This window comes from Glycomyces endophyticus, from assembly GCF_039531525.1.
GTDB lineage: Bacteria > Actinomycetota > Actinomycetes > Mycobacteriales > Micromonosporaceae > Glycomyces > Glycomyces endophyticus.
On the sequence record NZ_BAAAQF010000015.1, the window covers coordinates 160058 to 183658 of the forward strand.

A 23601-nucleotide genomic window follows, 5' to 3' on the forward strand; every position below is an offset into this window, starting at 1 on the left:
GGCGCCCCTCGGTCCGTGCTGTTGCCGCTCAGGCGGTCCCGGGTCTAGTGGGAGTGCGAGTGGCCGCCGTGGGAGTGGGAGTGGCCGTGCCCGGCCTCCTCCTCTTCCTCCGGCTTGTCCACGATCGTCACCTCGGTGGTGAGCGCGAGGCCCACGATCGAGGCGGCGTTCAGCAGCGCGTTGCGGGTGACCTTCACCGGGTCGAGGATGCCGGCCGAGACCAGGTCCTCGTAGACGTCGGTGGCGGCGTTCCAGCCCTCGCGCCAGCCCTTGCCGGCGACGTTGTTGACGACCACGTCGCCCGACTCGCCCGCGTTCAGGGCGATGCGGCGCAGCGGCTCGGAGAGCGAGGACTCGACGATCTTGAGGCCGACGCGGGCCTCCGGGTCGTCCAGCTCGATCTTCTCCAGGACGCTGATCGCGTGGACCAGGGCGGCGCCGCCGCCGGCGACGATGCCCTCCTCCACCGCGGCCTTGGTCGCGTTGACGGCGTCCTCGATGCGGTGCTTGCGCTCCTTCAGCTCGACCTCGGTGGCCGCGCCGACCTGGATGACGGCGACGCCGCCGGAGAGCTTCGCGAGGCGCTCCTCCAGCTTCTCGCGGTCCCAGGAGGACTCGGTGGTGGAGGCCTGCTGCTTGATCTGCGCGATGCGGGCGTCGACCTCGTCCCGCTCGCCGGCGCCGTCCACGATCGTGGTGGCGTCCTTCGAGACGGTGACGCGGCGGGCGCGGCCCAGGTGCGACAGGTCGGCGGCCTTGAGCTCCAGGCCGATCTCCGAGGAGACGACCTCGGCGCCCGTGAGGGTCGCGATGTCGCCCAGGACGGCCTTGCGGCGGTCGCCGAAGGCCGGGGCCTTGACGGCGCACACGCGCAGCGTGCCGCGGAGCGCGTTCACCGTCAGGGTCGCGAGGGCCTGGCCCTCGACGTCCTCGGCGATGATGAGGAGCGGCTTCGAGGTCTCGACGACCTTCTCCAGCACCGGGAGCAGCTCCTCGATGGAGCTGATCTTGGCATTGGTGATGAGGATGTACGGGTCCTCGAAGACCGTGGAGCGCGAGTCCTGGTCGGTGATGAAGTTCGGGGAGATGAAGCCCTTGTCGAACTGCATGCCCTCGGTCACCTCGAGCACGGTCTCCAGCGTGGAGCCGTCCTCGACGGAGATGACGCCCTCGGCGCCGACCGCGTCCATGGCCTTGGCGATGAGCTCGCCGATCTCCGGGTCCTGCGCCGAGACCGCCGCGACCTGCGCGATGTGCTCGTGGTCGGAGATCTCGATGGCCTGGCGGAGCAGCTCGTCGGACACGGCGGTCGCCGCGGCCTCGATGCCCTTGCGGATCGCGATCGGGTTGGCCCCCGACGTGACCGCTTTGATGCCCGCGCGGCTCATCTTCTGCGCCAGGACCGTGGCGGTGGTGGTGCCGTCGCCCGCGACGTCGTTCGTCTTGGTCGCGACCTCCTTCACCAGCTGCGCGCCCAGGTTGGCGTACGGGTCGGAGAGCTCGATCTCCTTGGCGATGGTGACGCCGTCGTTGGTGATGAGGGGCGCGCCGAACGAGCGCTGGAGGACCACGTTGCGGCCCTTCGGGCCGAGCGTGACCTTGACGGTGTCGGCGAGCTGGTCGATGCCGCTCAGCAGGTTCTGGCGCGCGTCCTCGGCGAAGTTGAGAATCTTCGGCATGGGTTCCCTTTCCTAGGAACACGAACGGGCCCTGGCTGGGCGGACTCACTGGTCGTAAGCGCCGTGACCGAGGGCCCTGGACGCGTCTACTGCTCGACGACCGCGAGGACGTCGCGCGAGGACAGGACGAGGTACTCCTCGCCGTTGTACTTGACCTCGGTGCCGCCGTACTTGGAGTAGATGACCACGTCGCCGACCTTGACGTCGATCGGGAGGCGGTTGCCCTTGTCGTCGAAGGCGCCCGGGCCGACGGCCAGAACGGTGCCCTCCTGGGGCTTCTCCTTGGCGGTGTCCGGGATGACCAGGCCAGAGGCGGTGGTGGTCTCGGCCTCGTTCGCCTGGACCACGATGCGGTCGCCCAGCGGCTTGATGGCAGCCTTGCTCACTTGGATTCTCCAAACGCGTGTTCACTACGGATGTCCGCCACGACAGCGCGGGTCTCGTCGTCGCGGGTGCCGAGGCACCGGCCCGTGGCTGGCACTCTCGCGGAGAGAGTGCCAAGCCGATCATAGCGCTTAGCAATCTCGCCTTGCGAGTGCTAAGGCAGAGGTTAGTTCGCGCAGGTGGGGGCGTCAACAGCGGGTCTCGAAGGTCATACCATTGTCCGCGTGCGAACCAGCCTGCTCGAAGCCCTCACCGCCGACCCCGGCCTCCAGGAGCGCGCCGCCGCGGCCCTCGACCGCGACGGCGACCGGGCCCCGCTGACCCTGCGGAAGGCCGGGATCGACCCCGACCTGGCCGCCGCGGCGCTCACCCTCGCGGACCTCCGCCGGCACGCCCGGACCAAGTTCGGCGACCGGGCCGACCGGCTGTACTTCACGCGGGCGGGCCTGGAGCAGGCCACGCGGTGGCCCGTCGCGGTGCGCCGCGCGGCGCGGTTCGCGGCGGCCGCGGACCGGGTCGCGGACCTGTGCTGCGGGCTCGGGACGGAAGCGCTGGCGTTCGCGGAGGCGGGCCTGGAGGTCGCGGCGGTCGACATGAGCGAGGAGACGGCCGCGTACGCGCGGGCGAACGCGGCGGCCGCGGGGCTGCGGGTCGACGTGCGGGTGGGCGACGCCATGGCGTTCCCGGTGTCCGGCGCGGCCTTCGCCGACCCGGCGCGCCGCTCAGGGGCCGGAAGGAACTTCAACCCGGCCGACTACTCGCCGCCCCTGGACGACCTGCTGCGGCACTTGTCGGGCGCCCGCTTCGCGGCGGTGAAGCTCGGCCCGGGGATCGGCCACGACTGGATCCCCGACGGCGCCGAGGCGGAATGGGTCTCGGTCGACCGCGACGTGGTCGAGGCGTGCCTGTGGCTCGGCGAGGCCGCGCAGGTGAAGCGCCGCGCGAGCCTGTGCAAGGCGGGCGAGTGGCACGAGCTGACCGGCAGCGGCGAGGAGCGGGCCGAGGTGGGCGAAGTGGCCGACTACCTCTACGAACCGGACGGCGCGGTGATCCGGGCGGGCCTGGTGGCCGAGCTGGCCGAGCGGTTGAACGCCCACACGGCGAGCGAGCAGATCGCCTTCCTCTACGGCGACGGCCTGATCGAGACCCCGTTCGCCCGGGCCTGGAAGGTCGAAGCGGTCTGGCCCCTCCACCCCAAGAAGCTCAAGGCCCTCCTCGCCGACCGCGGCATCGGCCGCCTCACGATCAAGCAGCGCGGCACCGGCATCGACCCCGCGGCCCTCCGAAAGCAGCTCAAGCTCAAGGGCGACGCCGAGGCCACCCTGGTCGCGACCCGCATAGGCGAGGCCCACGCGGCGATCCTGTGCGCCGAGGTCTAAGCGGTCGCCGGCGGTCTGCTCCTCCGAAGGTCCGGAATCAGGCGATCTGGTACCGGTGGTCTTCGATGCGAATGGCGATCTCGGCCATCGGGGTGTCCGTCATCAACGCGATCGCTTCACGCGCCATCTCCTCGACCTCGACGAGATCCCGGCCCTGGGTGAACACGCCCGGCACTTCGGGAACCTCCACCGGGAACCACTCCCCGTCCTTCGGACCGACTATCGCGGCGTAAGCCTTCACTCAGGCGGCCTGGAGATTGTTGCTCCCGCGGAATTCGAAGGTGATGTCGATCGGAGCGTCGGCATCGAGGCCATCGAGTTCCAGGTAGTCCCGCACCACCGCTTCGGCGTCTTCGACGCCTTCTGACTGCGTGACTCCGACACCCTGGATGTGCAGCTCCCAGCCCTGCGTCCAGGCTTTCGCCGTGACCTTGTAGGTCATCGCAACCATCCCTTCGGAAGACATTCAAGGCGCCTGGCCAGATCGGACACCACGCCCGGCGAGATCTCGCGGTGCCTCGGCAGGTTCGCCGTGTGAGCGCCGCACGGGCAGTCCCATTTCTCGTGCGGGCCGCGCCCCGAGTCTGGTCTCGGTTTACATCCCGCCCATCGCAGCAGCCGCTCGATGTCTCGCCGTTTCATGCTCTTGGTCAAGGCAACTCTACCTCTGACCAGTGCTTTGCGACATCACTGAACACATCCGACCGCCCTTCGTCAACCACTGCTGAATCTTGCTCACCAGTGGTAACCGAGGCAGCCCCTGCCGAGAAACGGGTGACGACCGAGAATCCGTTCGATTGTCGCGTTCGTTACACCCAGCGAAGCGCGGAACTCCACATACTGCGAGGGGGTGGCTCAGTCGAGCTTGGCGATGAGGTCGACCTCTACGAGCTGGTCGGGGTAGCCGAGGGCGGTGACGCCGGTGACGGTGCTGGCGGCCTTGAAGGCCGGGCCGAGGGCGGGGTGCTCGGCGAGGCGGTGCCAGGCGCCGCCGACGACGCTGCTCTCGCTGCTCACCACGTAGACCACGGACCGCACGACGTCCTCCGGGCGCGCTCCGGCGGCGGCCAGCGCCGCGAGGCAGTTGGCGGCGGTCTGCTCGATCTGGGCGCCGAGGTCGCCGACGCCGACGACCTGCTCGTGGGCGTCCACCGGGCACTGCCCGGCGAGGAAGGCGAGGCGGCCGGCCTCGACGATCGTCACGTGGTCGTAGCCGCCGGTCGGGTGGAGTTCGCTCATGCGCCGAGGCTAGGGCGGGTGCCGGTGGGGCGCAAGCGCTATTCGGGGCGGGCGATGCGCTCGCGGAGGTTCGCGTCCTTCTCGGCGACCATGCGTTCGAGGTCGGCCTGATAGGCGGTGATCTTGTCGCGCAGGGCCGGTTCGGTGGCGCCGAGGATGCGGACGGCGAGGAGGCCGGCGTTCTTGGCGCCCGCGATGGAGACGGTGGCGACGGGGATGCCCGCGGGCATCTGGACGATCGACATGAGGGAGTCCATGCCGTCGAGGTGCTTGAGGGGCACGGGGACGCCGATGACGGGCAGGGGCGTCGCGGAGGCGACCATGCCGGGCAGGTGGGCGGCGCCGCCGGCGCCGGCGATGATGACCTGGAGGCCGCGGGAGGCCGCGGCGCCGGCGTACTCGATCATGCCGTGCGGGGTGCGGTGGGCGGAGACCACGCGGACCTCGTAGGGGACGCCGAAGTCGGCGAGGGCCGCGGTCGCGGGCTCCATGGTGGGCCAGTCGGAGTCCGACCCCATGATGACGCCGACGCGGGGCTGCTGGTCTGCCATTACTCGCCTTCCTGGAGCCACTGGGCGGCCCGCAGGGCGCGGCGCCGCAGGAGGTCGGGGTCGTCGCCGCGGACGGTGACGTGCCCGATCTTGCGGCCGGGTCGGACCGCCTTGCCGTAGAGGTGGACGTGCGCGCCGGGGTCCTCGGCGAGGAGGTGCTGGAGGCGCTCGTCGAGGCGGGGCCCGCCGGGTTCGCCGCCGAGGACGTTCGCCATGACGGTGCAGGGCGCGACGGTCGCGGTGGAGCCGAGCGGGTAGTCGAGGACGGCCCGCAGGTGCTGCTCGAACTGGCTGGTCTCGGCGCCTTCGATGGTCCAGTGGCCGGAGTTGTGGGCGCGCATCGCGAGTTCGTTCACGAAGAGGCCGTGCGAGGTCTGGAAGAGCTCGACGGCGAGCATGCCGACGACGCCGAGTTCGGCGGCGACCGTGGTGGCGATGTGCCGGGCCTGCTCGGCGACGGCGGGGTCGAGGTGCGGGGCGGGCGCGAGGACCTCGGTGCAGATGCCGCCGGTCTGGACGGTCTCGACCACGGGGTAGACGGCGGTCTCGCCGCGCGGGGAGCGGGCGATCTGGACCGCGAGTTCGCGCTGGAGGGCCATGCGCTCCTCGGCGATGAGGCGGAGGCCGGAGGCGAGGACGGCCTCGGCGTCGCCGGGGGTGTCGCACATCCACACGCCCTTGCCGTCGTAGCCGCCGGTGGCGGCTTTGAGGACGCAGGGGAGGCCGAAGGCCTCGACGTCGGCGATGGAGTCGACGGGGGCCCAGCGGGGCTGCGGGAGGCCGAGGTCGGCGAGGCGGGTGCGCATGGCCTGCTTGTCCTGGGCGTACAGGAGGGCCTCGGGGCGGGGCTGCACGTCGACGCCTTCGGCGACGAGGGCGCGGAGGGCGTCCTGGGGGACGTGCTCGTGGTCGAAGGTGACCACGGTGCAGCCCTTGGCGAAGCCGCGGAGGTCCTCGACGTCGCGGTAGTCGCCGAGCACGGTCGCGGTGGCGACGGCGGCGGCGCTCTCGGCCGGGTCCCCGGCGAGGACCTTGAGGCTCTGCCCGAGGGCGATGGCGGCTTGATGGGTCATGCGGGCCAGCTGGCCGGCGCCGATCATGCCCACGGTCGGGAGTTGGGTCGCGGCATCCACGGCGAGAGCGTAACCCGGCCCCGGAACCGGGGGCCGCAGGTTCGAACCGGGCGTGACCTGCGCCCTTGCCTCCGAACAGAGGTGGTGTCAGCCGGTGATGGGATGTTCGGCGACTTCCATGAGTTGGTCGGGGGCGACGCCGAGTGCGCCGCAGAGGGCCATGATGGTGAAGAACGCCGGTGTGGCGATGCGGCCGGTCTCGATCTTGCGCAGCGTCTCGGGCGAGATGCCGGCCTCGGCGGCGACGTCCAGGAGGCTGCGCGGGCCGCGGGCCGCGCGCAGCGCGCGGCCGAGCGCGCGACCTCGGTCGTGCTCGTCGGGCCTCAGCGGCGGTCGGATCATACCGGTATGATAGTACCGGTATACAAATACCGGAACTGCTGAACACCGAACACCGTCTGAGAGGCCGTCCATGATCGAGCTGTACTCCCCCGCCGAGATCGAGGCGATGCGCCCCGCGGGCCGCTTCGTGGCCGCGACCCTCACCGAGCTCGCGCGCGTCGCCGAGGTCGGCATGAACCTGCTCGAACTCGACGACCTGGTCGCCCGCCGCATCAAGGAGGCCGGGGCGGTCTCCTGCTACGTCGACTACCACCCGTCGTTCGGCGCGAGCCCCTTTGGGAAGGTCCTGTGCACCTCCGTGAACGACGCGGTCCTGCACGGCCTCCCCCACGACTACAAGCTCGAGGACGGGGACCTGGTCAGCTTCGACTTCGCCGCCGAGGTCGACGGCTGGGTCGCCGACTCGGCGCTGTCGGTCGTCGTGGGCGCCGCGAAGGACGAGGACCTGCGCCTCATCGACACCACGACGCGGGCGCTGGAGGCCGGGATCGGCGCGGCCCTGGCCGGGAACAAGATCGGGGACATCGGGCACGCCATCGCGACGGTCGCGCGCGGCGACGGCCTGAGCGTGAACACCCAGTTCGGCGGGCACGGCGTGGGCCGGACCATGCACGGCGACCCGCACGTCCCCAACGACGGCCGCCCGGGCCGGGGCATGAAGCTGCGGCCGGGCCTGGTCATCGCGATCGAGCCGTGGTTCCTCCAGACCACCGACGAGATCGTCTACGACCCCGACGGGTGGACCCTGCGCAGCGCCGACGGCTCCCGCGGCGCGCACATGGAGCACACCGTGGCGATCACCGAGGACGGGCCGGTCATCCTCACGGCCAGGGACTAGCGCCGGACCGGGCGCGGGCCGGGTCCGGGCGGCGCCCGGCCCGGTCAGGTCGCGGGGCGCTCGGCCTCGGCGCGCTTGAGGCGCTCCATGCGGTCGATCATGCGCTCGGAGACGACCTCCTCGGCGGTGACGGCGTACCCGTAGTGGTCGCGCCAGTCGCCGTCGATGTACAGGTAGCGCTTGTGGAGGCCCTCCCGGCGCAGGCCGAGCTTCTCGGCGACCCGGTTCGAGGGGCCGTTCTCGGGCCGGATGTTGACCTCGATGCGGTGCAGGCGGCCGACGGTGAGGGCGTGGTCGACGACGAGCGCGAGCGCGGTCGCGGTGATGTTCCTCCCGGCGTGGCCGCGGTCGATCCAGTAGCCGGCGTACGCGGAGCCGAACGCGCGGCGCACGATGTTGCCGACGGTGAGCCCGCCGACGAGCCGGCCGTCCCAGCAGACCGCGAGGGGCCAGCTGGTGCCGTCCTTGACGGAGCGCTTGAGGCCGCGCAGCATGGCGCGGAACGCGGCGGGCGAGTGGGCCTCGTGCCAGGTGGTGCCGGTGCCGGGCTCCCAGGGGGCGAGCCAGGCTTCGTTGGCGCGCCGCAGTTCGGCCCAGCGGTTGGCGTCGGAGCGTCGGAAGGGCCGGACGCTGACCTCGTCGTGATCGAGGTGCACCGGCCATCCGGGGTTGGAAAGGGTCATCGGTCTCGGTCCAGCTGCGGTAGTGGGACGGTCCTCGTGGGCCGTCCGAGTCCAGGGAAGTGGCGAGGGCCCGGATGCGGGGCATCCGGACGGGTCCGGGGAGGCGAGCGTAGCGATCGTGGGGCGGGGCGACGGGCGCGGGTCATCGGTTCCTGTCCAGCAGGAGCACGTCCACCGTGGACCCGGCGGGCACCCGGGTCGCGTTCTCGCCGATCGTCATCAGCCCGGTGGCCTCGGCGAGTCCGGAGAGCGTGTACGAGGTCGAGCCCAGCGGTGCGACGGTGTAGCCGCCGCCGCGGCGCTCGGCGACGCGGACGGGACGGAACTCCCGCAGGCCGCTCGGTGAGGATACGGGCTCGGTCAGGTTGGCGCGCACGCTGGGCCGGAACACGGGCTCGGCGCCGGCGAGCCGCTGGATGAGCGGCCGGGCGATCACCTCGAAGGCGATGGTCGCGGCGACGGGGTCGCCGGGGAGGCACACCACCGGGACCTCCTCGGGGCCGATCGTGCCGAACCCCATGGTCTCGCAGAGGTACACGGCGATCGGCGAGAAGTCGACCGCGCCGTCGCGGGAGAACGTGCGCCGCACCATGTCGCCGGGGCCGGTGCCGGTGCCGCCGGTGGTGATGACGAGGTCGGCGCGCAGGATCTGGTCGTCGAGGACCGAGCGCAGCGCGTCGGGCTCGTCGTCGCAGATGCCGACGCGGTACGCGTGCGCGCCCGCCTCGGAGGCCGCGGCGGTGACCAGGTGCGAGTTCACGTCGATGAGCTGGCCGGGCTGCGAGGGCCGGCCGGTGTCGACGAGCTCGTCGCCGGTGGCGATGACGACGACGCGCGGCGTCGGGCGCACCACGACGTCGGCGATGCCGGCGGCCGCGAGGAGCCCCACGAGCTGCGGCGTGACGCGGCGGCCCTCGTGGGCGAGGATCTCACCCGAGGACCGCTCGGATCCCATGCGGCGCACGCCGTGTCCGCGGCGCGGCACCTGGCGGACGTCGACCGTCGCCATGCCCTCGTCCGTCCACGCCAGCGGCACCACGATGTCGGCGCCGACCGGGAGCGCGGCCCCGGCGGCGACCGAGAAGCACGTGCCGGTGACGAGCCGGACCGGCCGCCACGACGACGCGGCGAGGTCGCCGAGGACCTTCAGGCCCACGCCCCGCTCGGGGCTCGCGCCCGCGATGTCGTCGGCGTTGCAGGCGTAGCCGTCGATGGCGGCGTAGTCGAAGGCGGGCAGCGGTCCGGGGTTGACCGCGTTCTCGGCGAGGACCGACCCGGTGGACTGGGTCATGTCGATGTCGACCGGGGGCAGCGGTCGGACGAGCGCCAGCGCCTTCGACAGGAAGTCGGCCAGTGGCGTCGCGTCGCCGGTCCCCATCGCTCCTCATCCCCCCGTCGGTCAGTTGCTCACCTGCGCCGCCTGGCGGCGGTGCAGTCAGTCCAGTGTCGCACTGAATTCGCGCAGCCAGGCGTTGAAGCCGGGCAAGTCGTGGCGCCGGGTGGCGAGCTCGACGAGGGTCTGGAGGTACTCGACGGGCTGCCCGGTGTCGTAGCGGCGGCCCCGGAGGATGACGGCGTGGACGGGCGTTCCGTTGGCGCGCATGGCGTCCATGGCGTCGGTGAGTTGGATTTCGCCGCCGCTGCCGGGCTTGGTGCGGTCGAGGTACGGGAAGATCGCGCCGGGGAGCACGTAGCGTCCGATGAGGATGAGGTTCGACGGCGCGTCCTCGCGGGCGGGCTTCTCGACGAGGCCGGTGACGGCGACGACGTCGGGCGTGTCGGTGGCCTCGACGGAGGCGACGCCGTACCGGGAGACCTCCTCCTCGGGGACCTCGATGAGCGCGAGGACGATGCCGCCGGTCTCCGCCTGGAGGTCGATCATGCGCGGCAGGAGCTTGTCGTCGACCTCGTAGAACTCGTCGCCGAGGAGGACCGCGAACGGCTCCTCGCCGACGTGGGAGGCGGCGCGGCCCACGGCGTGGCCGAGTCCCTTGGGGCGGCCCTGGCGGATGGTGTGGATCTCGGCGATGCGCTCGGGGGCCTTGACGGCGTCGATGAGATCGTCCTTGCCCTTCTCGGCGAGCGCGTCCTCCAGGTCGGGGCGGGTGTCGAAGTAGTCGACGATGGGGCCCTTGCCGCGCGCGGTGATGAGGGTGACGTCGTCGAGCCCGGCGGCGGCGGCCTCCTCCACGATGTACTGGAGGACCGGCTTGTCGACGATGGGGAGGAGCTCCTTCGGGACCGCCTTGGTCACCGGCAGGAAGCGGGTGGCGTTGCCTGCCACGGGAATGACGGCTTTCGTGGCGCGAGGCGCGGAATCAGACATATGGCGAGGGTATCGTGGGCACGCAGCGTCAGGTCTCGGCCACCCTGGAGAACAGGGCGTGAACGTTCGAGTTCCCGGGACTCGCGTCGCGGTGCTCCGCCGCTCCACGCGCTGCCTCGGACCGGCCTGCCGCCGCGCGTCAGACCGCGACCCGCCAGGTGTCCCTGCCGGCGGCCTTCGCGGCGTAGAGCGCCTCGTCGGCGGCGGCGAGGACGTCGTTCGCGGTGTCGGCGTGCTCGCCCAGGACGGCGACGCCGATCGAGACGGTCACGCGCAGCTCACGGCCGCCGGAGGCGTCGTTCACCTTGAACGGGCGCGCGGCGACGGAGCGGCCGAGCCGCTCGGCGACCGCGGACGCCCCGTCGGCGTCGGTCTCCGGCAGCAGCACCATGAACTCCTCGCCGCCGTGGCGGAACGCGAGGTCGACCTCGCGGATCTGCCCGGTGATGCGGCGCGCGAGCTCGGTCAGGACCTGGTCGCCGACCGGGTGCCCGTACGTGTCGTTCACGGACTTGAACCGGTCGAGGTCGATCGCCAGCAGCGCCGACGGGCGCTGATAGCGGCGGGCCCGCTCGGCCTCGCGGCGCAGCGACGTCTGCATGAACCGGTAGTTCCACAGGCCCGTGAGCGGGTCGGTCAGGCTCAGGCGCTGGGCCTGGCGGTGCAGCAGCACGTTCTCGACCGCGACCGACGCCTGCCCGGCGAAGGTGCGGAGCGTGTCGACGTCACCGGGCTCGAAGTCGTCGCCCGCGATCCGGTTGTAGAGGACGAGGACGCCGAGGACCCCGGACTCGGTGCGCGGGGCGCCCGCCTCGTCGGTCTCGGCCGGGGCGCGGCCCTCGAAGGGCACCGCCACGATCGTGCGGGCGTCGGGCTCGGTGTCGGCGCGCCGGCGGCCGTCGAAGACGCCGTCGACGATGCGCCCGTGCGCGGGCGCGCCGCTCGCGGCGATCGACCCGACGATGCCCTCCCCGAGGCGGATCGTCGCGGGCTGCGCGACCCCGAGGTCGCCCTCGCCGGCGCGCTGGCGCAGCTGGTCGGCGTCGTCCACGTCGACGAGCATGACCACGCCGGCCTCGGCGCCGGCGGTGACCATCGCGGTGTCGAGGATGACCTCGAGGATGCGGTCGAGGTCGAGGGTGGCGGTGAGGGTCTGGCCGAGGCGGCCCAGCTGGCCGCGCATCTGGTCGCGGGAGGCGGTGAGGGCGTTCACGTACGCCTGGGTCTGGGCGGTCATGCGGTTGAACGCGAGCGCGAGGTGGGCGACCTCGTCGCGGCCGTGGACGGGCACGCGCACGTCCAGGTCGCCTTCGGAGACGCGCTCGGCGGCGGCGGCGAGCTCGTGGAGGGGCCGGGTCGTGGAGCGGGCGAGCCAGGCCGCGAGGCCCATCGCGCAGAGGCCGGAGACGAAGACCATCGCGGCGAGCGTCCAGTACATGGGGGTGACGTTGGTGGCGACCGTGCCGATGTGCAGCGGCAGGAACGCGTCGGTCGCGTCCCAGCGGCCCGCGTCGACGTCGCCGACCTGGAGGCGGTCGGAGCGGCCGTCGAGGAGGACGAGGTCGGCGTCGGCGACGTTCGCGATGCGGTCGAGGAAGCCCCGGTCGACGACGCGGAACGCGGAGAACACGGAGACGGTGCCGTCGGCGTTCTGGACCTCGGCCTGCGCGCCGAGCGCGACGATCGGGCCCGCGCCCGCGTAGGCGGCGGCCTCGCCGCAGTCGACCCAGGCGCCGTCGGGCGCCTCGGCGCCGACGTCGGGGCTCGGGGTCGCGCCCGCGTCCTGGAGGCCGGTGAAGACGACGCCGTCGACGACCCGGCGGTCGACCACGAGCTGGGCCATGTCGATCGCGTCGGCGCTCCCGCCGCTACTGTGGCTGAGCGCGACCACGGCGGCCGAGGCCTGGATGCGCTCGCAGATCGTGCCGAGGGTCGAGTCGACCGTCGTCACCGCCGAGCTCGCCAGCGCGTCGCCGCGGGAGTCCGCCAGGTGGGACATGACGGCAGCGACGAAGACGGCCCCCACCAGGACCGGCCCGAGCACGACGACCAGGAACGCCGTGGTGAGCCGTGAGCGCAGCGACACCGAAGCCCCCTCAAGTTCACTCCCTTAGAAGACTACCTAGAGCTACCGACCGGACACGACACGGCATATGGTTTTCCGGCAGTCTGGCCGAAAGGACGACTGCAATCGCCTGTTCGGGGGAATCCTTCCAGGTGAGGATCGCCGACGGAGGGAATTGGCATGCATGACAGCAAGCAGGCGGCGCGCCGCGCGCTGCTCGGAGCGCGCCGGGCGATGCCCGGGGCGGCCCGCGCGGCCGCGGACGTGGCGGTGTGGAAGGCCTTGCGGGACTTCCTGATCGAGGCCGTGCCGGAGGGGTCGACGGTCGCGGCGTACCGGCCGTTCGGCGCCGAACCGGGCGCGACGCTCGAACCTGAACTGCCCGAACGGCTCACGGTGGTCCACAAGGTGGTCCTTCCGGTGCTGCTGCCGGACGACGACCTCGCCTGGGAGCAGATCGGCGGCGACGGGACGGCGGGGGAACGCCGGGAGCCGGCGCGCATCGAGGACGCCGCGGCGGTCGTCGTCCCCGGCCTCGCCGTCTCATATGACGGGATCAGGCTGGGCCGCGGCGGGGGCTCGTACGACCGGGCGCTGGCGCGGGTGGGGCCGGGCGTGCCGGTGGTCGCGCTCCTGCGCGACGGCGAGTTCGGGCCGGAGGTCCCGGCCGAGCCGCACGACCGGCCGGTGACGGGCGTCATCACGCCGGCGAAGGGGTTCGTGTCGCTGCGGTAGCGGGGCGGGCCGGGCAGTGGGCGACGCCTCACGCCCGCGCAGGATGGAATTAGCAGTCGCCTGCGTTGACTGCTAATGTCGATCGGGTCCCGTGTCAAGTCCTGGAGGTTGGACGTGCCTGTCTACGAATACCGCTGCAAGGAGTGCGGGTACGAGTTCGACAAACACCAGTCGTTCTCCGAAGCGCGGTTGACGGACTGCCCGAGCTGCGCCGCCAAGGGCGCGCTGCGCAAGGTCTTCGGGAACGTCGGCGTGACCTTCAAGGGCAGCGGCTTCTACCGCACCGACTCCCGCTCCACCGACTCGTCGTCGCTGAGCTCGAACGGCTCGCAGAGCGGCGCGAAGAAGGCCGACGCGAAGTCGGACTCCAAGCCCGCGGCGGCGTCCAAGAGCGAGGCCAAGCCCGCCGCGAAGTCGGACTCCGCCAAGGCCGCCTAAGGCGGTCCCAGCACACTCCAGCCGGTGCCCGGCCGCGTCATGCGGCCGGGCGCCGGCTCGTTCAGTCCCCGGTCGGCGGCGCGCTCTCGGCGGGGGCCTCGCGGCTCTCGGCGCCCGCGGCGGGGTCGAAGGGCGCGTCGGCGTCGGGGTCCGGGCGGTAGCGCTCGGGGCGGGCGTCCATGATCCGCCACCAGATCGCCTCGGCGACGGTGCCCTCCGGGGAGCTGCCGTCGCCCTCCTTGGTCTCGTCCCCGGCCCACACGGCGAGGGACAGGCCCGTCGCGGTGCCGGTGAACCAGGTCGGGGAGGCGTTCACGGACAGCGCCTCCTGGACGCGGCCCGGGTCGGAGAACGCCGCGCCGCCGAAGAGGAGCGCGCCGTCGGTGAGCACCGACGACAGCGTCCGGGCGTCGACCGGCGCGATCGCCTCCGCGACGACCTGCGGCTCGGCCTCGTAGACCGGGCCGTCGGGGCCGTCGGCGCGCTCGACGAAGTAGGGCTCGGCGCGGGTGCCGTCGGCGGCGATCGTCGCGTACAGGGAGGCCATGTCGAGGACGGTGACCGGGTAGGCGCCGATGCCGAGGTCGGGCCGGAAACCGCCCGCGCCCGGCTCGGTCTCGGCGGCGACGCCGTGCTCGTCGCGGTCGTGCGGGTCCCACAGCCGCCGCACGCCGAGGTCCGCCGCGGCCGCCGCGACCGCGTCGCCGCCGAGTTCCTCGGCGACCTGGTAGACGGGCGTGTCGAGCTTGTCGAGGACGGCTTGGAGGAGGCTGGTCTCGGGGTCGGAGGCGCCGCCGGTGTTGACGAGTTCGAGGGGTTCGCCGTCGTCGCCGGTGTAGGAGGCGAACTCGCGGGGCGAGGAGCCGTCGAGGTGCTCGGTCCACACGTCGTACCCGGCGGCGAGGGCCGCGAGCGCGGTGACGGCGTTGAACGCGGTCCCGGGCCGGTGGCCGACGTCGTTCGCGAGGTCGAGGCCCGCGCCGTTCTCGCCGCCGTAGTAGGCGAGGACCCGCCCGGTGCCCGGTTCGACGGCGGCCGCCGCGGCGGCGAGGGCCTCGTCCGCCGCGGCGACCTCGCGCAGGCCGCTCCCGCCGAGGGCGAGGGCCTGGAGGTCGGCGTCGAGGGTGGTGGTGATGTCGAGGCCGCCGCGCATGACCTCGTCGGTGGTGATCCCGGCGGCGGCGAGCTCGCTCAGGACGAACCCGTCGGTGACGAGGCCTTCGGGGCCGAGGGCCTCGGCGTCGTCGCCCGGGTCGAGGGTCTCGGGGAGCTCGGTGAGGGCGTCGCGCTTGACCTGGTCGAGCCTCCCGGCGGCGACCATCCGGTCGAGCACGTACGCCCAGCGCTCGGTCGCCTCCTCGACGCTGCCGCCCTGGCCGTAGGGGTCGCGGGGGTCGTAGGGGCCGTCAGGGGACTTGACCTGGGCGACCAGGAGCGCGGACTGGGAGGTGGAGAGGTCGGCGGCGGGGCGGCCGAAGAACGCCTGCGCGGCGGCCTCCACCCCGTACGCGCCGCGTCCGAAGTAGACGATGTTGAGGTAGTGGTTGAGGATCTCGTCCTTGTCGTACTCCTCCTCCATCTTCATCGCCATCGCGGCCTCGCGGGCCTTGCGCAGGTACGAGCCGTCCCCGCGGATGTCGGCGACCAGGCCCACGTACTGCTGGGTGAGGGTCGAGGCGCCCTGGCGGTCGCCGCCGGAGGCGTTGTTGACCAGGGCGCGCAGGACGCCCTTGGCGTCGACGCCGGGGTGGTCGTAGAAGTCGGCGTCCTCGGCGGCCACGAGCGCCCACTCGACGTCGTCGGCGATCTCGTCGAGGCCCACGGAGGTGCGCCGCTCGGCGGCGAGCTCGCCCATGACGGTGGTGCCGTCGCTGTAGTAGACCGTGGAGCCCTGGCTCAGTGCCGCGTCGAGCTCGCCCGGGAGGTCGACGCTGGCGTAGAAGACCGAGCCGACGACGACCGCGGCCCCGGTCAGGACGGCGAGGACGAGCCCGAGGGCGATGAGGCGGCGGCGCCCGCGGCGGCGCGGGCGCTTGCGGGAGGGGCGGTCGCGGGAGGACCGCCTCGGAGTCCGCCGGTCCGGAGCGGCGTCCTCCGGAGCGGGCGGTTCGGTCGGCTGCTGCTTCGCTGCGTCCGCGGTGGTGCGGCGCGCGCCGTGTCGGCCTGCCATACCGGGAAGACGCAGGCGCGCTCGACGGCGGTTGCGTTGGGCCGCAGACCAACCCGAAGCGTGACGAACCGGCCTCAGATCGCGAGGACGACGGCGGTGGTGAGCACGAGCTGCGCGAGCGCGGCCGGCACCAGGACCTTCCAGCACAGGGCCTGGATCTGGTCGACGCGCAGGCGCGGCCAGGCGACGCGGAGCCAGATGACGACCGCCGCCAGCGCGCCCGTCTTCACGAGGGTCCACAGCCAGCCCAGGGACTCGGGGCCGGGGCCGCGCCAGCCTCCGAGGAAGAGGACAGTGGTGAGGGCGGCGATGACGACGATGCCGACGTACTCGGCGAGGAGCAGCAGCGCGAACCGGAGCCCGGCGTACTCGGTGAGGTAGCCGAAGACGAGCTCGGAGTCGGCGACGGGCGCGTCGAACGGGGGCCGGCGGATCTCGGCCAGCCCGGCGGTGAAGAACACCAGCGCCGCGGGGGCCTGCCACAGCAGCCACCAGGGGTTCCAGGCCTCGACGATCGCGGGGAGGCTCAGGGTCCCGGCCGCGACGGCGACCGAGGCGGCGGCGAGGACGAGCGGGAGCTCGTAGGCCATGAGCTGGGCGGCGCCGCGCAGGGCGCCCACGAGCGCGTACTTGTTCGCGGAGGACCAGCCGGCCATGAGCACGGCGAGGACGCCGACGCCGACGAGCGCGACGACCGCGAACAGGCCGGTGTCGAGCGCGGAGCCGACGAGGTCGCCGGGGCCGAGCGGGATGAACAGCAGGACCAGGAGGTACGGCAGGAGCGCGACGGCGGGCGCGAGCTTGAAGACAGGCTTGTCGGCCGCGTCGGGGACGAGGTCCTCCTTCTGCGCGAACTTGACGCCGTCGGCGATGAGCTGGGCCCAGCCGTGGAAGCCGCCGGCGTGCATCGGGCCGAGGCGGCCCTGCATGTGGGCCATGAGCTTGTGCTCGGTCTGGCCGACGACGAGGGGCAGCACCAGGAACGCGGCGAGCACGGCCGCGGTCTTGACGGCGATCTCAAACAGCATCCGGGCCGGCCCCCTCGGGTTCGATCCAGTCCTCGGGGACGCCGGGCGGGCGCTTCGGGGCGCGCTTGCGGGCGGCCTTCGGGCCGTCGGCGTGCCGGCCCTCGCCGGGCTCCTTCGCGCCGGGCCAGGGCTTGACGACGCGGGAGGCGAGCACGAAGTCCTTGCGGAGCGGGTGGCCCTCGAACTCGGGGGCGAGAAGAAGCGGCCGGAGCCCCGGGTGGCCGGGGAAGTCGACGCCGAACATCTCGTGGGTCTCGCGCTCGTGCCAGTCCGCGCCCGGGTAGAGGCCGGTCACGGAGGCGACGGCCGGGTCAGTGAGGAGGGCGCGCAGGACGACGCCGCGGCGGCCGGCGACCGACCAGAGGTGGGCGACGATCCGGAAGCCCTCGGGGCCCTCGTCGACGGCGGAGAGCCAGTCGAAGAAGTCGCAGCCGAGGTCGTCGCGGCAGGCGCGCACGGCCCCGTGCCAGTCGTCGGGGGCGACGTCGGCGACCGCGCGGGGCCCGTCGGCCGCGGTGTCCGCGACGCCGAGGGCGGCGCGCACCCGGCCGTGCCAGTCCGTCGCGTCCGCGGTCACTCGGGCCTCCGCAGCAGGGGCCGCAGGCTCGGCCTGCGCAGGGGCGCGGCGGCGATCTGCCGCTGGAGCTCGCCGATGCCGTGCAGGAGCGCCTCGGGGCGGGGCGGGCAGCCGGGGACGTACACGTCGACGGGGATGATCTGGTCGACGCCCTTGGTCACGCAGTAGGAGTCCCAGTAGGGGCCGCCGGAGTTCGAGCACGCGCCGAAGGAGATGACGTACTTCGGCTCGGGCATCTGGTCGTACAGGCGCTTGATCGCGGGCGCCATCTTGTCGGTCACCGTGCCCGAGACGACCATGAGGTCGGCCTGGCGCGGCGAGTGCGCGAACGGGATGACGCCCAGGCGCATGAAGTCGTGGCGGCTCATCGACGCGGCGATGAACTCGATCGCGCAGCACGCGAGCCCGAAGTTGAAGACCCACAGGGAGTACCGGCGGCCCCAGTTGAGGACGAACCGGATCGGCTCGCCGACCACGCTCGGCGCCCCGGCGCCGGGCCGGGACGGGAACGGGAGCTTCACCGCCACCGCAGGACCCCCTTCCGCCAGGCGTAGGCCAGGCCGAGCGCGAGGACGCCCACGAACAGGCCCATCTCGACCGCGGCCGCCGCCCCGAAGGCCCGGAAGACCGCGGCCCACGGGAACAGGAACACGGCCTCCACCGCGAAGAGGACGAACAGGAACGCGTAGACGTAGTAGCGGATCTGGACCTGGGCCCAGTCCTTGCCGACCGGGTCGACGCCGCACTCGTACGCCGCGCCCTTGGCCGCGCACGGCGCGCTCGGCCGCAGCACCGCGTTCGCGGCCATCGCCGCCGCCACGAACGCGCACCCGACCAGCAGCAGCACCCCGAACGTCGCGTATTCGCCCAGACGAGAGGTGTCCATTCCGACACCCTAATGCCGCAACGGGGTTCCGCGATACCCGTGCGCGCCGGTTTCGCGGGGAACTCCGCCGCGCGGCCCGCAACCGAGCGGCGCTCACACACGTGTTGGAGCTGTACACCCGCGAACAGAAGCTGACACTTTGGAGGGGGGTCACCGCCCGTGACCGCTGCCAGCGCACCGCCGCTCCGCGACCACGCCGCGGTCGAGGCCGAATTCGCCCTGGTCGTCGGCGGCTGGGCGGACGATGGTGTTCGGGGACCCCGTGATCGGGTCGCTGACAGTATTGTCGACATGGCGACCCCCCCTCGTGTCTCCGGCCGCGCGAAAGCGACAATGGTTGCCGCCGGGCACGAGTATCAGGGCCCGATGAATGCCCAAGTTTCCCCTACCTGCGCAGGAGCGGATGTGCGAACGGAGGCGGAGTTCACCGACCTCTACGAGAGCCACTTCTCGGAGCTCGCCGCTCAGGTGTGCGCATATCTCGGTGACGCCACCGAGGCGCAGGACCTCGTCCAGGAGGCCTTCCTGCGCGCGTGGCAGCGCTGGGACAAGGTCGGCGGGTACGAGGAGCCGGTCGCGTGGGTCCGCCGCGTCGCGTGGAACCTCGCCACGAGCCGCCACCGCCGCAACCAGGTGGCCCGCAAGTTCCTCCAGAAGTCGCAGGCCCCCGAGGCCGCTCCCGCCGCGAGCCCCGACCACGTCGCGCTCGTCGCCGCGCTCAAGCGGGTCCCCGCGAAGCGCCGCCAGGCCCTGGTCATGCACTACATGGCCGACATGACGATCAGCGCGATCGCGAAGGAGACCGGCGCCCGCGAGGGCACCGTGAAGTCCTGGCTGCACCGCGGTCGCAAAGAGCTCGCCGCGCTCCTCGCCGACCCCGACGACACCGCCGTCATCAGGACCGGCGCCCCCAAGTCCAGTGCCCCGAAGACCGCTGCGGCCGCGGCCGCCGAGACCGATCCCGACACCATGCCGATTCGCATCCGCCGCGCCGCCCCGCGCGCGCCCCGTACCGCCGGCCGCCGCGCTTCCGTGAAGGAGGACCGCTCATGAGCGCCGACTTCGATCGCGAGCACGAGACGGTCAAGGCGGCCTTCGACGGCCTGAAGGCGGACGCCGCCGGGCAGTTCCCGCCCCCGCCGGTCCGCGAGCTCATCATGCGCGGCCCGGCCGCGCTGCGCCGCCGCCGCCTCGTGTCGCTCGCCGCCGTCGTCGGCGCGTGCACCGCGGTCACCGCGGGCGGGTTCGCCGTCGCGCAGACCCTCGGCCCGCTCAAGGGCGAGCCCGACGCGGCCGAGTCCGCGAACGGCCCGGTGTCCTCCGCCGAGTCCGACGACGGCCCGACCGGGTTCCCCGGCAGCCCGTCCAGCGACGAGGACGACGACGGCGCCGCCACGACGTTCACCCCCTCCCCGCCCGCCGACGACATCGAGGCGCTCCTCATCGAGGGCCCGTTCGAGGGCGACTGGGCGGAGGACTGCGCCGCGGGCCTCCAGGACGCCGACTTCGAGTCCTGGGAGATCACCGGCGACACCGGCTGGAGCATCGCGTTCGCCGCCGAAGGCGACGCGGACGGCGACGGCCCGGTCGACACCGTCCTGGCCCTCACCTGCGGCGAGCAGACCGGCGTGGCCGCGTTCGCCGCCGGCGAGGACGAGGACGGCGAGCCCGTCCTGGCGTCCTTCGGGTGGGTCTGGCAGCCCGACGGCGCCCACGCGCCGACCGCGGTCACCGCGGTCGAGGCCGGGAAGGTGACCCTGGAGGGCGTCGACGCGGCCACCGCCGAGGCGTGGACCGTCGCGTACGCGTGGAACGCGGAGACCGGCATGTTCGCCCTCGTCGACGACGGCGCGACCTCCGAGCCCACGACCGACCCGAGCGAGACCCCCTCGACGCCCGCCGAGACGCCGACGTCCGACGGCGCCTCGACCGGGTCGACCGGGTCCTGACCGGAGCCGCCGCGGACCGCCCCGGCGTGTCGCGCCGCCCAGCATCCGGGACGGCCCGGCGGGCCGGAATCGGGCCCGCCGCAGCCGAAACCGGAGGTCTGGGTCACTCATCCGGGCCGCGGGTCCCATACAGTGAGAGGTAGCGCACCTGGTGGTGTCGCCTACATCGCGCCCGCCGCGCTGGGTTGGCACCGCCGGACCGCGCCCGCGTAGCATCGCAAGTAAGACACGGCGGCGCCCGCTCCACGGCGGGTCCCCGCCGGCCGTCAACCGGAGCACGGACGCCGCAGGCCCTCGTGCCAGAACCCGCAAGAGGAGAACTAGGTGAATACCGTCCGGCAGCTGGACCGGGTCGTCATCCGCTTCGCAGGGGACTCCGGCGACGGCATGCAGCTCACGGGGGACCGCTTCACCGCGGAGACCGCCAAGCTCGGCAACGACCTGTCGACCCTCCCGAACTACCCCGCCGAGATCCGGGCCCCCGCCGGGACCCTCCCGGGCGTGTCGAGCTTCCAGATCCACTTCGCGGACACCGACATCCTCACCCCGGGCGACCAGCCCGAGGTGCTCATCGCGATGAACCCGGCCGCCCTCAAGGCGAACCTGCGGGACCTCAAGCCCGGCGGCACCATCGTCGTGAACACCGACGAGTTCACCAAGCGGAACCTCACCAAGGTCGGCTACGACGACAACCCGATCGAGGACGGCTCGCTCGACGACTACCAGCTGTACCCGGTGGCCCTCGCGACCCTCACGATCGGCGCGCTCGCCGAGCTCGACGTCTCGAAGAAGGACGCCGAGCGCTCGAAGAACATGTTCGCGCTCGGCCTCGTCTCGTGGATGTACTCGCGGCCCACCGAGGCCACCGAGGACTTCCTGCGCGGCAAGTTCAAGTCCAAGCCCGTGATCGCGGAGGCGAACATCGCCGCGCTCCGGGCCGGGTGGAACTACGGCGAGACCGCCGAGGCGTTCGCCGTCCGGTTCGAGATCCCGCCGGCGAAGCTCGCCAAGGGCACCTACCGGAACATCACCGGGAACACGGCCCTCGCGTGGGGCATCACGGCCTCGGGCGTGGCCTCGGGCCTGCCGGTGTTCCTGGGCGCGTACCCGATCACCCCGGCCAGCGACATCCTCCACGAGCTGTCCAAGCACAAGCGCTTCGGCGTCACCACGGTGCAGGCCGAGGACGAGATCGCGGCCGTCGGCGCGGCCCTGGGCGCCTCGTGGGGCGGGGCGCTCGGCGTCACCACCTCCTCGGGCCCGGGCATCGCGCTGAAGTCCGAGACGATCTCGCTCGCGGTGTCCCTGGAGCTGCCGCTCGTCGTCGTCGACGTCCAGCGCGCCGGCCCCTCGACGGGCATGCCGACCAAGACCGAGCAGGCCGACCTCGTGATGGCGATGTTCGGCCGCCACGGCGAGGCCCCGATCGCGGTCCTCGCCCCGCAGTCCCCGTCGGACTGCTTCGACATCATGCTGGAGGCGGCGCGGATCGCGCTGACCTACCGCACCCCGGTCATGGTCCTGTCGGACGGCTACATCGCCAACGGCGCCGAGCCGTGGAAGCTGCCGGAGATGTCCGACCTCCCCGACCTGTCGGTCGAGTTCGCGACCGAGATGAACGCCGTGGACGCCAAGGGCGAGGAGATCTTCCTCCCGTTCCAGCGCGACCCCGAGACGCTCGCGCGGCCCTGGGCGGTCCCGGGCACGCCCGGCCTCCAGCACCGCATCGGCGGCATCGAGAAGGCCGACGGCACCGGCGACATCTCGTACGATCCGATCAACCACGACCACATGGTCCGCACCCGCGCCGCGAAGATCGCCGGCGTCAAGGTCCCGGACCTGGAGGTCGACGACCCGACCGGCGACGCGAACGTGCTCGTGCTCGGGTGGGGCTCCACGTGGGGCCCGATCGGCGCGGCCGTGCGGGCCGTGCGCGAGAAGGGCGTCTCGATCGCCCGCGCGCACCTGCGCTACCTGAACCCGATGCCGCGCAACACGGCCCACGTGCTGGAGCGGTACGACAAGGTCGTGGTGCCGGAGATGAACCTGGGCCAGCTGGCGCTGCTGCTGCGCGGCCACTTCCCCGGCACCGACGTGGTCGGGTACAACAAGGTGCGCGGCCTGCCGTTCACCTCCAACGAACTCCAGGACGCCCTCGAGGAGGTCATCAAGAATGGCTGACGCGGTGAAACTCGACGCCCCGAAGCTGAAGGCCAAGGACTTCAAGTCCAGCCAGGAGGTGCGCTGGTGCCCCGGCTGCGGCGACTACGCCATCCTGGCCGCGGTCCAGTCGTTCCTGCCCGAGCTCGGCCTCCAGCGCGAGAACATCGCGTTCGTGTCCGGCATCGGCTGCTCCTCGCGGTTCCCGTACTACCTGAACACGTACGGCATCCACTCGATCCACGGGCGCGCCCCGGCGATCGCGACGGGCCTGGCGGTCTCCCGCCCCGACCTGTCGGTGTGGGTCGTCACCGGCGACGGCGACGCGCTGTCGATCGGCGGCAACCACCTCATCCACGCGCTGCGCCGCAACGTGAACCTGAAGATCCTGCTGTTCAACAACCGGATCTACGGGCTCACCAAGGGCCAGTACTCCCCCACCTCCGGGCCGGGCACGCTGACGAAGTCGAGCCCCATGGGCTCGGTCGACGCGCCGTTCAACCCGCTGTCGCTGGCGCTGGGCTCGGAGGCCACGTTCGTGGCCCGCACGCTCGACTCCGACCGCGCGCACCTCCACGAGGTGCTGCGGGCCGCGGCCGAGCACGAGGGCTCCGCGTTCGTGGAGATCTACCAGAACTGCCCGATCTTCAACGACGGCGCGTTCGAGGTCCTGAAGAACCCCGACACCCGCGACGAGTCGCTGATCCGGCTCCGCCACGGCGAGCCGATCCGCTTCGGCGACAAGGCCGTCGTGCAGTCCGGGTACGGCCTCCAGGTCGTGGACGCCGACTCGGTCGACGAGTCCGAGATCGTGGTCCACAAGGCCGACGTCGACGACCCCGCGTACGCGTTCGCGCTCTCGCGGCTCTCCGGCATCGCCCTCGACCACACGCCGATCGGCGTGTTCCGCTCCGTCAAGCGGCCCACGTACGACAAGGACGTGCGCACGCAGGTCGACGAGGCCGCGGCCGGCGTCGACCGCAAGGAGGCCCTCGACCGGCTCCTGAACGGCGGCGACACCTGGACCGTCCTCTAAGGG

General features: G+C 72.5%; 25 protein-coding genes. 8 read left to right on the forward strand and 17 right to left on the reverse strand.

Annotation, left to right across the window (positions count from 1 at the left end):
- Positions 1-44: 44 nt before the first annotated feature.
- Both groL and groES read right to left on the reverse strand, forming a co-directional pair.
- Entirely contained in the window at positions 45-1679 is a 1635-nt protein-coding gene (groL, locus tag ABD419_RS18105; RefSeq protein WP_344489051.1) for a chaperonin GroEL, read from the reverse strand.
- A gap of 86 nt (positions 1680-1765) precedes the next feature.
- Positions 1766-2065: a co-chaperone GroES gene (gene groES, locus ABD419_RS18110; protein ID WP_228092650.1), complete on the reverse strand. Its 300-nt coding sequence runs from the start codon at positions 2063-2065 to the stop codon at positions 1766-1768.
- 222 nt (positions 2066-2287) lie between these two features.
- Between groES and ABD419_RS18115 the strand changes: the two genes are divergently transcribed.
- Positions 2288-3442, forward strand: coding sequence for a class I SAM-dependent methyltransferase (locus ABD419_RS18115; protein ID WP_344489053.1), 1155 nt, complete (start codon positions 2288-2290; stop codon positions 3440-3442).
- A gap of 37 nt (positions 3443-3479) precedes the next feature.
- Here the strand turns inward: ABD419_RS18115 and ABD419_RS18120 are convergent, their stop codons facing one another.
- The 6 genes from ABD419_RS18120 to ABD419_RS18145 all read right to left on the reverse strand — a co-directional run bounded on the left by ABD419_RS18120 (position 3480) and on the right by ABD419_RS18145 (position 6707).
- On the reverse strand, positions 3480-3683 hold the full coding sequence (locus ABD419_RS18120) for a type II toxin-antitoxin system HicB family antitoxin (protein WP_344489055.1): 204 nt from the start codon (positions 3681-3683) through the stop codon (positions 3480-3482).
- A complete protein-coding gene (locus tag ABD419_RS18125; protein WP_344489058.1) occupies positions 3684-3884 on the reverse strand; it encodes a hypothetical protein in 201 nt (66 codons plus the stop codon).
- A 413-nt stretch (positions 3885-4297) separates the two neighbouring features.
- Positions 4298-4681, reverse strand: a complete 384-nt coding sequence (locus ABD419_RS18130) for a Rid family hydrolase (protein WP_344489061.1) — start codon at positions 4679-4681, stop codon at positions 4298-4300.
- Positions 4682-4719: 38 nt separating this feature from the next.
- The gene (gene purE / locus ABD419_RS18135; protein ID WP_344489064.1) at positions 4720-5232 is read right to left on the reverse strand and encodes a 5-(carboxyamino)imidazole ribonucleotide mutase; all 513 of its coding nucleotides are present in this window, start codon (positions 5230-5232) and stop codon (positions 4720-4722) included.
- The gene (locus ABD419_RS18140; protein ID WP_344489068.1) at positions 5232-6365 is read right to left on the reverse strand and encodes a 5-(carboxyamino)imidazole ribonucleotide synthase; all 1134 of its coding nucleotides are present in this window, start codon (positions 6363-6365) and stop codon (positions 5232-5234) included. The genes purE and ABD419_RS18140 overlap by 1 nt, the downstream gene beginning before the upstream one ends.
- An 87-nt stretch (positions 6366-6452) precedes the next feature.
- Positions 6453-6707, reverse strand: a complete 255-nt coding sequence (locus ABD419_RS18145) for a helix-turn-helix domain-containing protein (RefSeq protein WP_344489070.1) — start codon at positions 6705-6707, stop codon at positions 6453-6455.
- A 70-nt stretch (positions 6708-6777) separates the two neighbouring features.
- Here ABD419_RS18145 and map point away from each other — a divergent pair, with 70 nt between their 5' ends.
- Positions 6778-7545: a type I methionyl aminopeptidase gene (map, locus tag ABD419_RS18150; protein ID WP_344489073.1), complete on the forward strand. Its 768-nt coding sequence runs from the start codon at positions 6778-6780 to the stop codon at positions 7543-7545.
- A gap of 44 nt (positions 7546-7589) precedes the next feature.
- Here the strand turns inward: map and ABD419_RS18155 are convergent, their stop codons facing one another.
- The 4 genes from ABD419_RS18155 to ABD419_RS18170 all read right to left on the reverse strand — a co-directional run bounded on the left by ABD419_RS18155 (position 7590) and on the right by ABD419_RS18170 (position 12640).
- The gene (locus ABD419_RS18155) at positions 7590-8228 is read right to left on the reverse strand and encodes a GNAT family N-acetyltransferase (RefSeq protein ID WP_344489076.1); all 639 of its coding nucleotides are present in this window, start codon (positions 8226-8228) and stop codon (positions 7590-7592) included.
- 142 nt (positions 8229-8370) lie between these two features.
- On the reverse strand, positions 8371-9606 hold the full coding sequence (locus ABD419_RS18160) for a molybdopterin molybdotransferase MoeA (RefSeq protein WP_344489079.1): 1236 nt from the start codon (positions 9604-9606) through the stop codon (positions 8371-8373).
- 57 nt (positions 9607-9663) lie between these two features.
- Complete coding sequence (locus ABD419_RS18165; protein ID WP_344489082.1) at positions 9664-10554, reverse strand: UTP--glucose-1-phosphate uridylyltransferase; 891 nt, start codon at positions 10552-10554, stop codon at positions 9664-9666.
- 139 nt (positions 10555-10693) lie between these two features.
- The gene (locus tag ABD419_RS18170; protein ID WP_344489085.1) at positions 10694-12640 is read right to left on the reverse strand and encodes a diguanylate cyclase; all 1947 of its coding nucleotides are present in this window, start codon (positions 12638-12640) and stop codon (positions 10694-10696) included.
- Between the two features lie 159 nt (positions 12641-12799).
- Here ABD419_RS18170 and ABD419_RS18175 point away from each other — a divergent pair, with 159 nt between their 5' ends.
- Both ABD419_RS18175 and ABD419_RS18180 read left to right on the forward strand, forming a co-directional pair.
- The gene (locus tag ABD419_RS18175; protein ID WP_344489088.1) at positions 12800-13354 is read left to right on the forward strand and encodes a 5-formyltetrahydrofolate cyclo-ligase; all 555 of its coding nucleotides are present in this window, start codon (positions 12800-12802) and stop codon (positions 13352-13354) included.
- A gap of 114 nt (positions 13355-13468) precedes the next feature.
- Positions 13469-13792, forward strand: coding sequence for an FmdB family zinc ribbon protein (locus tag ABD419_RS18180; protein WP_344489091.1), 324 nt, complete (start codon positions 13469-13471; stop codon positions 13790-13792).
- 61 nt (positions 13793-13853) lie between these two features.
- Here the strand turns inward: ABD419_RS18180 and ABD419_RS18185 are convergent, their stop codons facing one another.
- The 5 genes from ABD419_RS18185 to ABD419_RS18205 all read right to left on the reverse strand — a co-directional run bounded on the left by ABD419_RS18185 (position 13854) and on the right by ABD419_RS18205 (position 18453).
- The gene (locus tag ABD419_RS18185) at positions 13854-15962 is read right to left on the reverse strand and encodes a transglycosylase domain-containing protein (protein WP_344489094.1); all 2109 of its coding nucleotides are present in this window, start codon (positions 15960-15962) and stop codon (positions 13854-13856) included.
- Between the two features lie 74 nt (positions 15963-16036).
- A complete protein-coding gene (locus tag ABD419_RS18190) occupies positions 16037-16990 on the reverse strand; it encodes a complex I subunit 1/NuoH family protein (RefSeq protein WP_344489097.1) in 954 nt (317 codons plus the stop codon).
- Positions 16980-17534, reverse strand: coding sequence for an NADH-quinone oxidoreductase subunit C (locus tag ABD419_RS18195; RefSeq protein ID WP_425556113.1), 555 nt, complete (start codon positions 17532-17534; stop codon positions 16980-16982). Before ABD419_RS18195 ends, ABD419_RS18190 begins: the two co-directional genes overlap by 11 nt.
- Positions 17535-17563: 29 nt before the next feature.
- The gene (locus tag ABD419_RS18200; protein ID WP_344489229.1) at positions 17564-18088 is read right to left on the reverse strand and encodes an NADH-quinone oxidoreductase subunit B; all 525 of its coding nucleotides are present in this window, start codon (positions 18086-18088) and stop codon (positions 17564-17566) included.
- A complete protein-coding gene (locus tag ABD419_RS18205) occupies positions 18085-18453 on the reverse strand; it encodes an NADH-quinone oxidoreductase subunit A (protein WP_344489103.1) in 369 nt (122 codons plus the stop codon). The genes ABD419_RS18200 and ABD419_RS18205 overlap by 4 nt, the downstream gene beginning before the upstream one ends.
- 405 nt (positions 18454-18858) lie before the next feature.
- Between ABD419_RS18205 and ABD419_RS18210 the strand changes: the two genes are divergently transcribed.
- The 4 genes from ABD419_RS18210 (at position 18859) to ABD419_RS18225 (ending at position 23598) form a co-directional block, all read left to right on the forward strand.
- Positions 18859-19506 carry an RNA polymerase sigma factor gene (locus ABD419_RS18210; RefSeq protein ID WP_344489106.1) on the forward strand — a complete coding sequence of 216 codons (648 nt, stop codon included), beginning with the start codon at positions 18859-18861 and terminating at the stop codon, positions 19504-19506.
- Positions 19503-20402, forward strand: coding sequence for a hypothetical protein (locus ABD419_RS18215; RefSeq protein WP_344489109.1), 900 nt, complete (start codon positions 19503-19505; stop codon positions 20400-20402). Before ABD419_RS18210 ends, ABD419_RS18215 begins: the two co-directional genes overlap by 4 nt.
- 324 nt (positions 20403-20726) lie before the next feature.
- Entirely contained in the window at positions 20727-22583 is a 1857-nt protein-coding gene (locus ABD419_RS18220; protein WP_344489112.1) for a 2-oxoacid:acceptor oxidoreductase subunit alpha, read from the forward strand.
- On the forward strand, positions 22576-23598 hold the full coding sequence (locus ABD419_RS18225) for a 2-oxoacid:ferredoxin oxidoreductase subunit beta (protein ID WP_344489115.1): 1023 nt from the start codon (positions 22576-22578) through the stop codon (positions 23596-23598). The genes ABD419_RS18220 and ABD419_RS18225 overlap by 8 nt, the downstream gene beginning before the upstream one ends.
- Positions 23599-23601 lie beyond the last annotated feature (3 nt).

What these genes read in the sequence shown, in the direction of transcription:
- ABD419_RS18125 (WP_344489058.1), bottom strand. Translation starts at nt 3,884, where the DNA reads ATGACCTACAAGGTCACGGCGAAAGCCTGGACGCAGGGCTGGGAGCTG.
- ABD419_RS18155 (WP_344489076.1), bottom strand. Translation starts at nt 8,228, where the DNA reads ATGACCCTTTCCAACCCCGGATGGCCGGTGCACCTCGATCACGACGAG.
- ABD419_RS18185 (WP_344489094.1), bottom strand. Translation starts at nt 15,962, where the DNA reads ATGGCAGGCCGACACGGCGCGCGCCGCACCACCGCGGACGCAGCGAAG.
- groL (WP_344489051.1), bottom strand. Translation starts at nt 1,679, where the DNA reads ATGCCGAAGATTCTCAACTTCGCCGAGGACGCGCGCCAGAACCTGCTG.
- ABD419_RS18145 (WP_344489070.1), bottom strand. Translation starts at nt 6,707, where the DNA reads ATGATCCGACCGCCGCTGAGGCCCGACGAGCACGACCGAGGTCGCGCG.
- ABD419_RS18225 (WP_344489115.1), top strand. Translation starts at nt 22,576, where the DNA reads ATGGCTGACGCGGTGAAACTCGACGCCCCGAAGCTGAAGGCCAAGGAC.
- ABD419_RS18160 (WP_344489079.1), bottom strand. Translation starts at nt 9,606, where the DNA reads ATGGGGACCGGCGACGCGACGCCACTGGCCGACTTCCTGTCGAAGGCG.
- ABD419_RS18215 (WP_344489109.1), top strand. Translation starts at nt 19,503, where the DNA reads ATGAGCGCCGACTTCGATCGCGAGCACGAGACGGTCAAGGCGGCCTTC.
- ABD419_RS18205 (WP_344489103.1), bottom strand. Translation starts at nt 18,453, where the DNA reads ATGGACACCTCTCGTCTGGGCGAATACGCGACGTTCGGGGTGCTGCTG.
- purE (WP_344489064.1), bottom strand. Translation starts at nt 5,232, where the DNA reads ATGGCAGACCAGCAGCCCCGCGTCGGCGTCATCATGGGGTCGGACTCC.
- ABD419_RS18190 (WP_344489097.1), bottom strand. Translation starts at nt 16,990, where the DNA reads ATGCTGTTTGAGATCGCCGTCAAGACCGCGGCCGTGCTCGCCGCGTTC.
- ABD419_RS18130 (WP_344489061.1), bottom strand. Translation starts at nt 4,681, where the DNA reads ATGAGCGAACTCCACCCGACCGGCGGCTACGACCACGTGACGATCGTC.
- ABD419_RS18165 (WP_344489082.1), bottom strand. Translation starts at nt 10,554, where the DNA reads ATGTCTGATTCCGCGCCTCGCGCCACGAAAGCCGTCATTCCCGTGGCA.
- ABD419_RS18175 (WP_344489088.1), top strand. Translation starts at nt 12,800, where the DNA reads ATGCATGACAGCAAGCAGGCGGCGCGCCGCGCGCTGCTCGGAGCGCGC.
- map (WP_344489073.1), top strand. Translation starts at nt 6,778, where the DNA reads ATGATCGAGCTGTACTCCCCCGCCGAGATCGAGGCGATGCGCCCCGCG.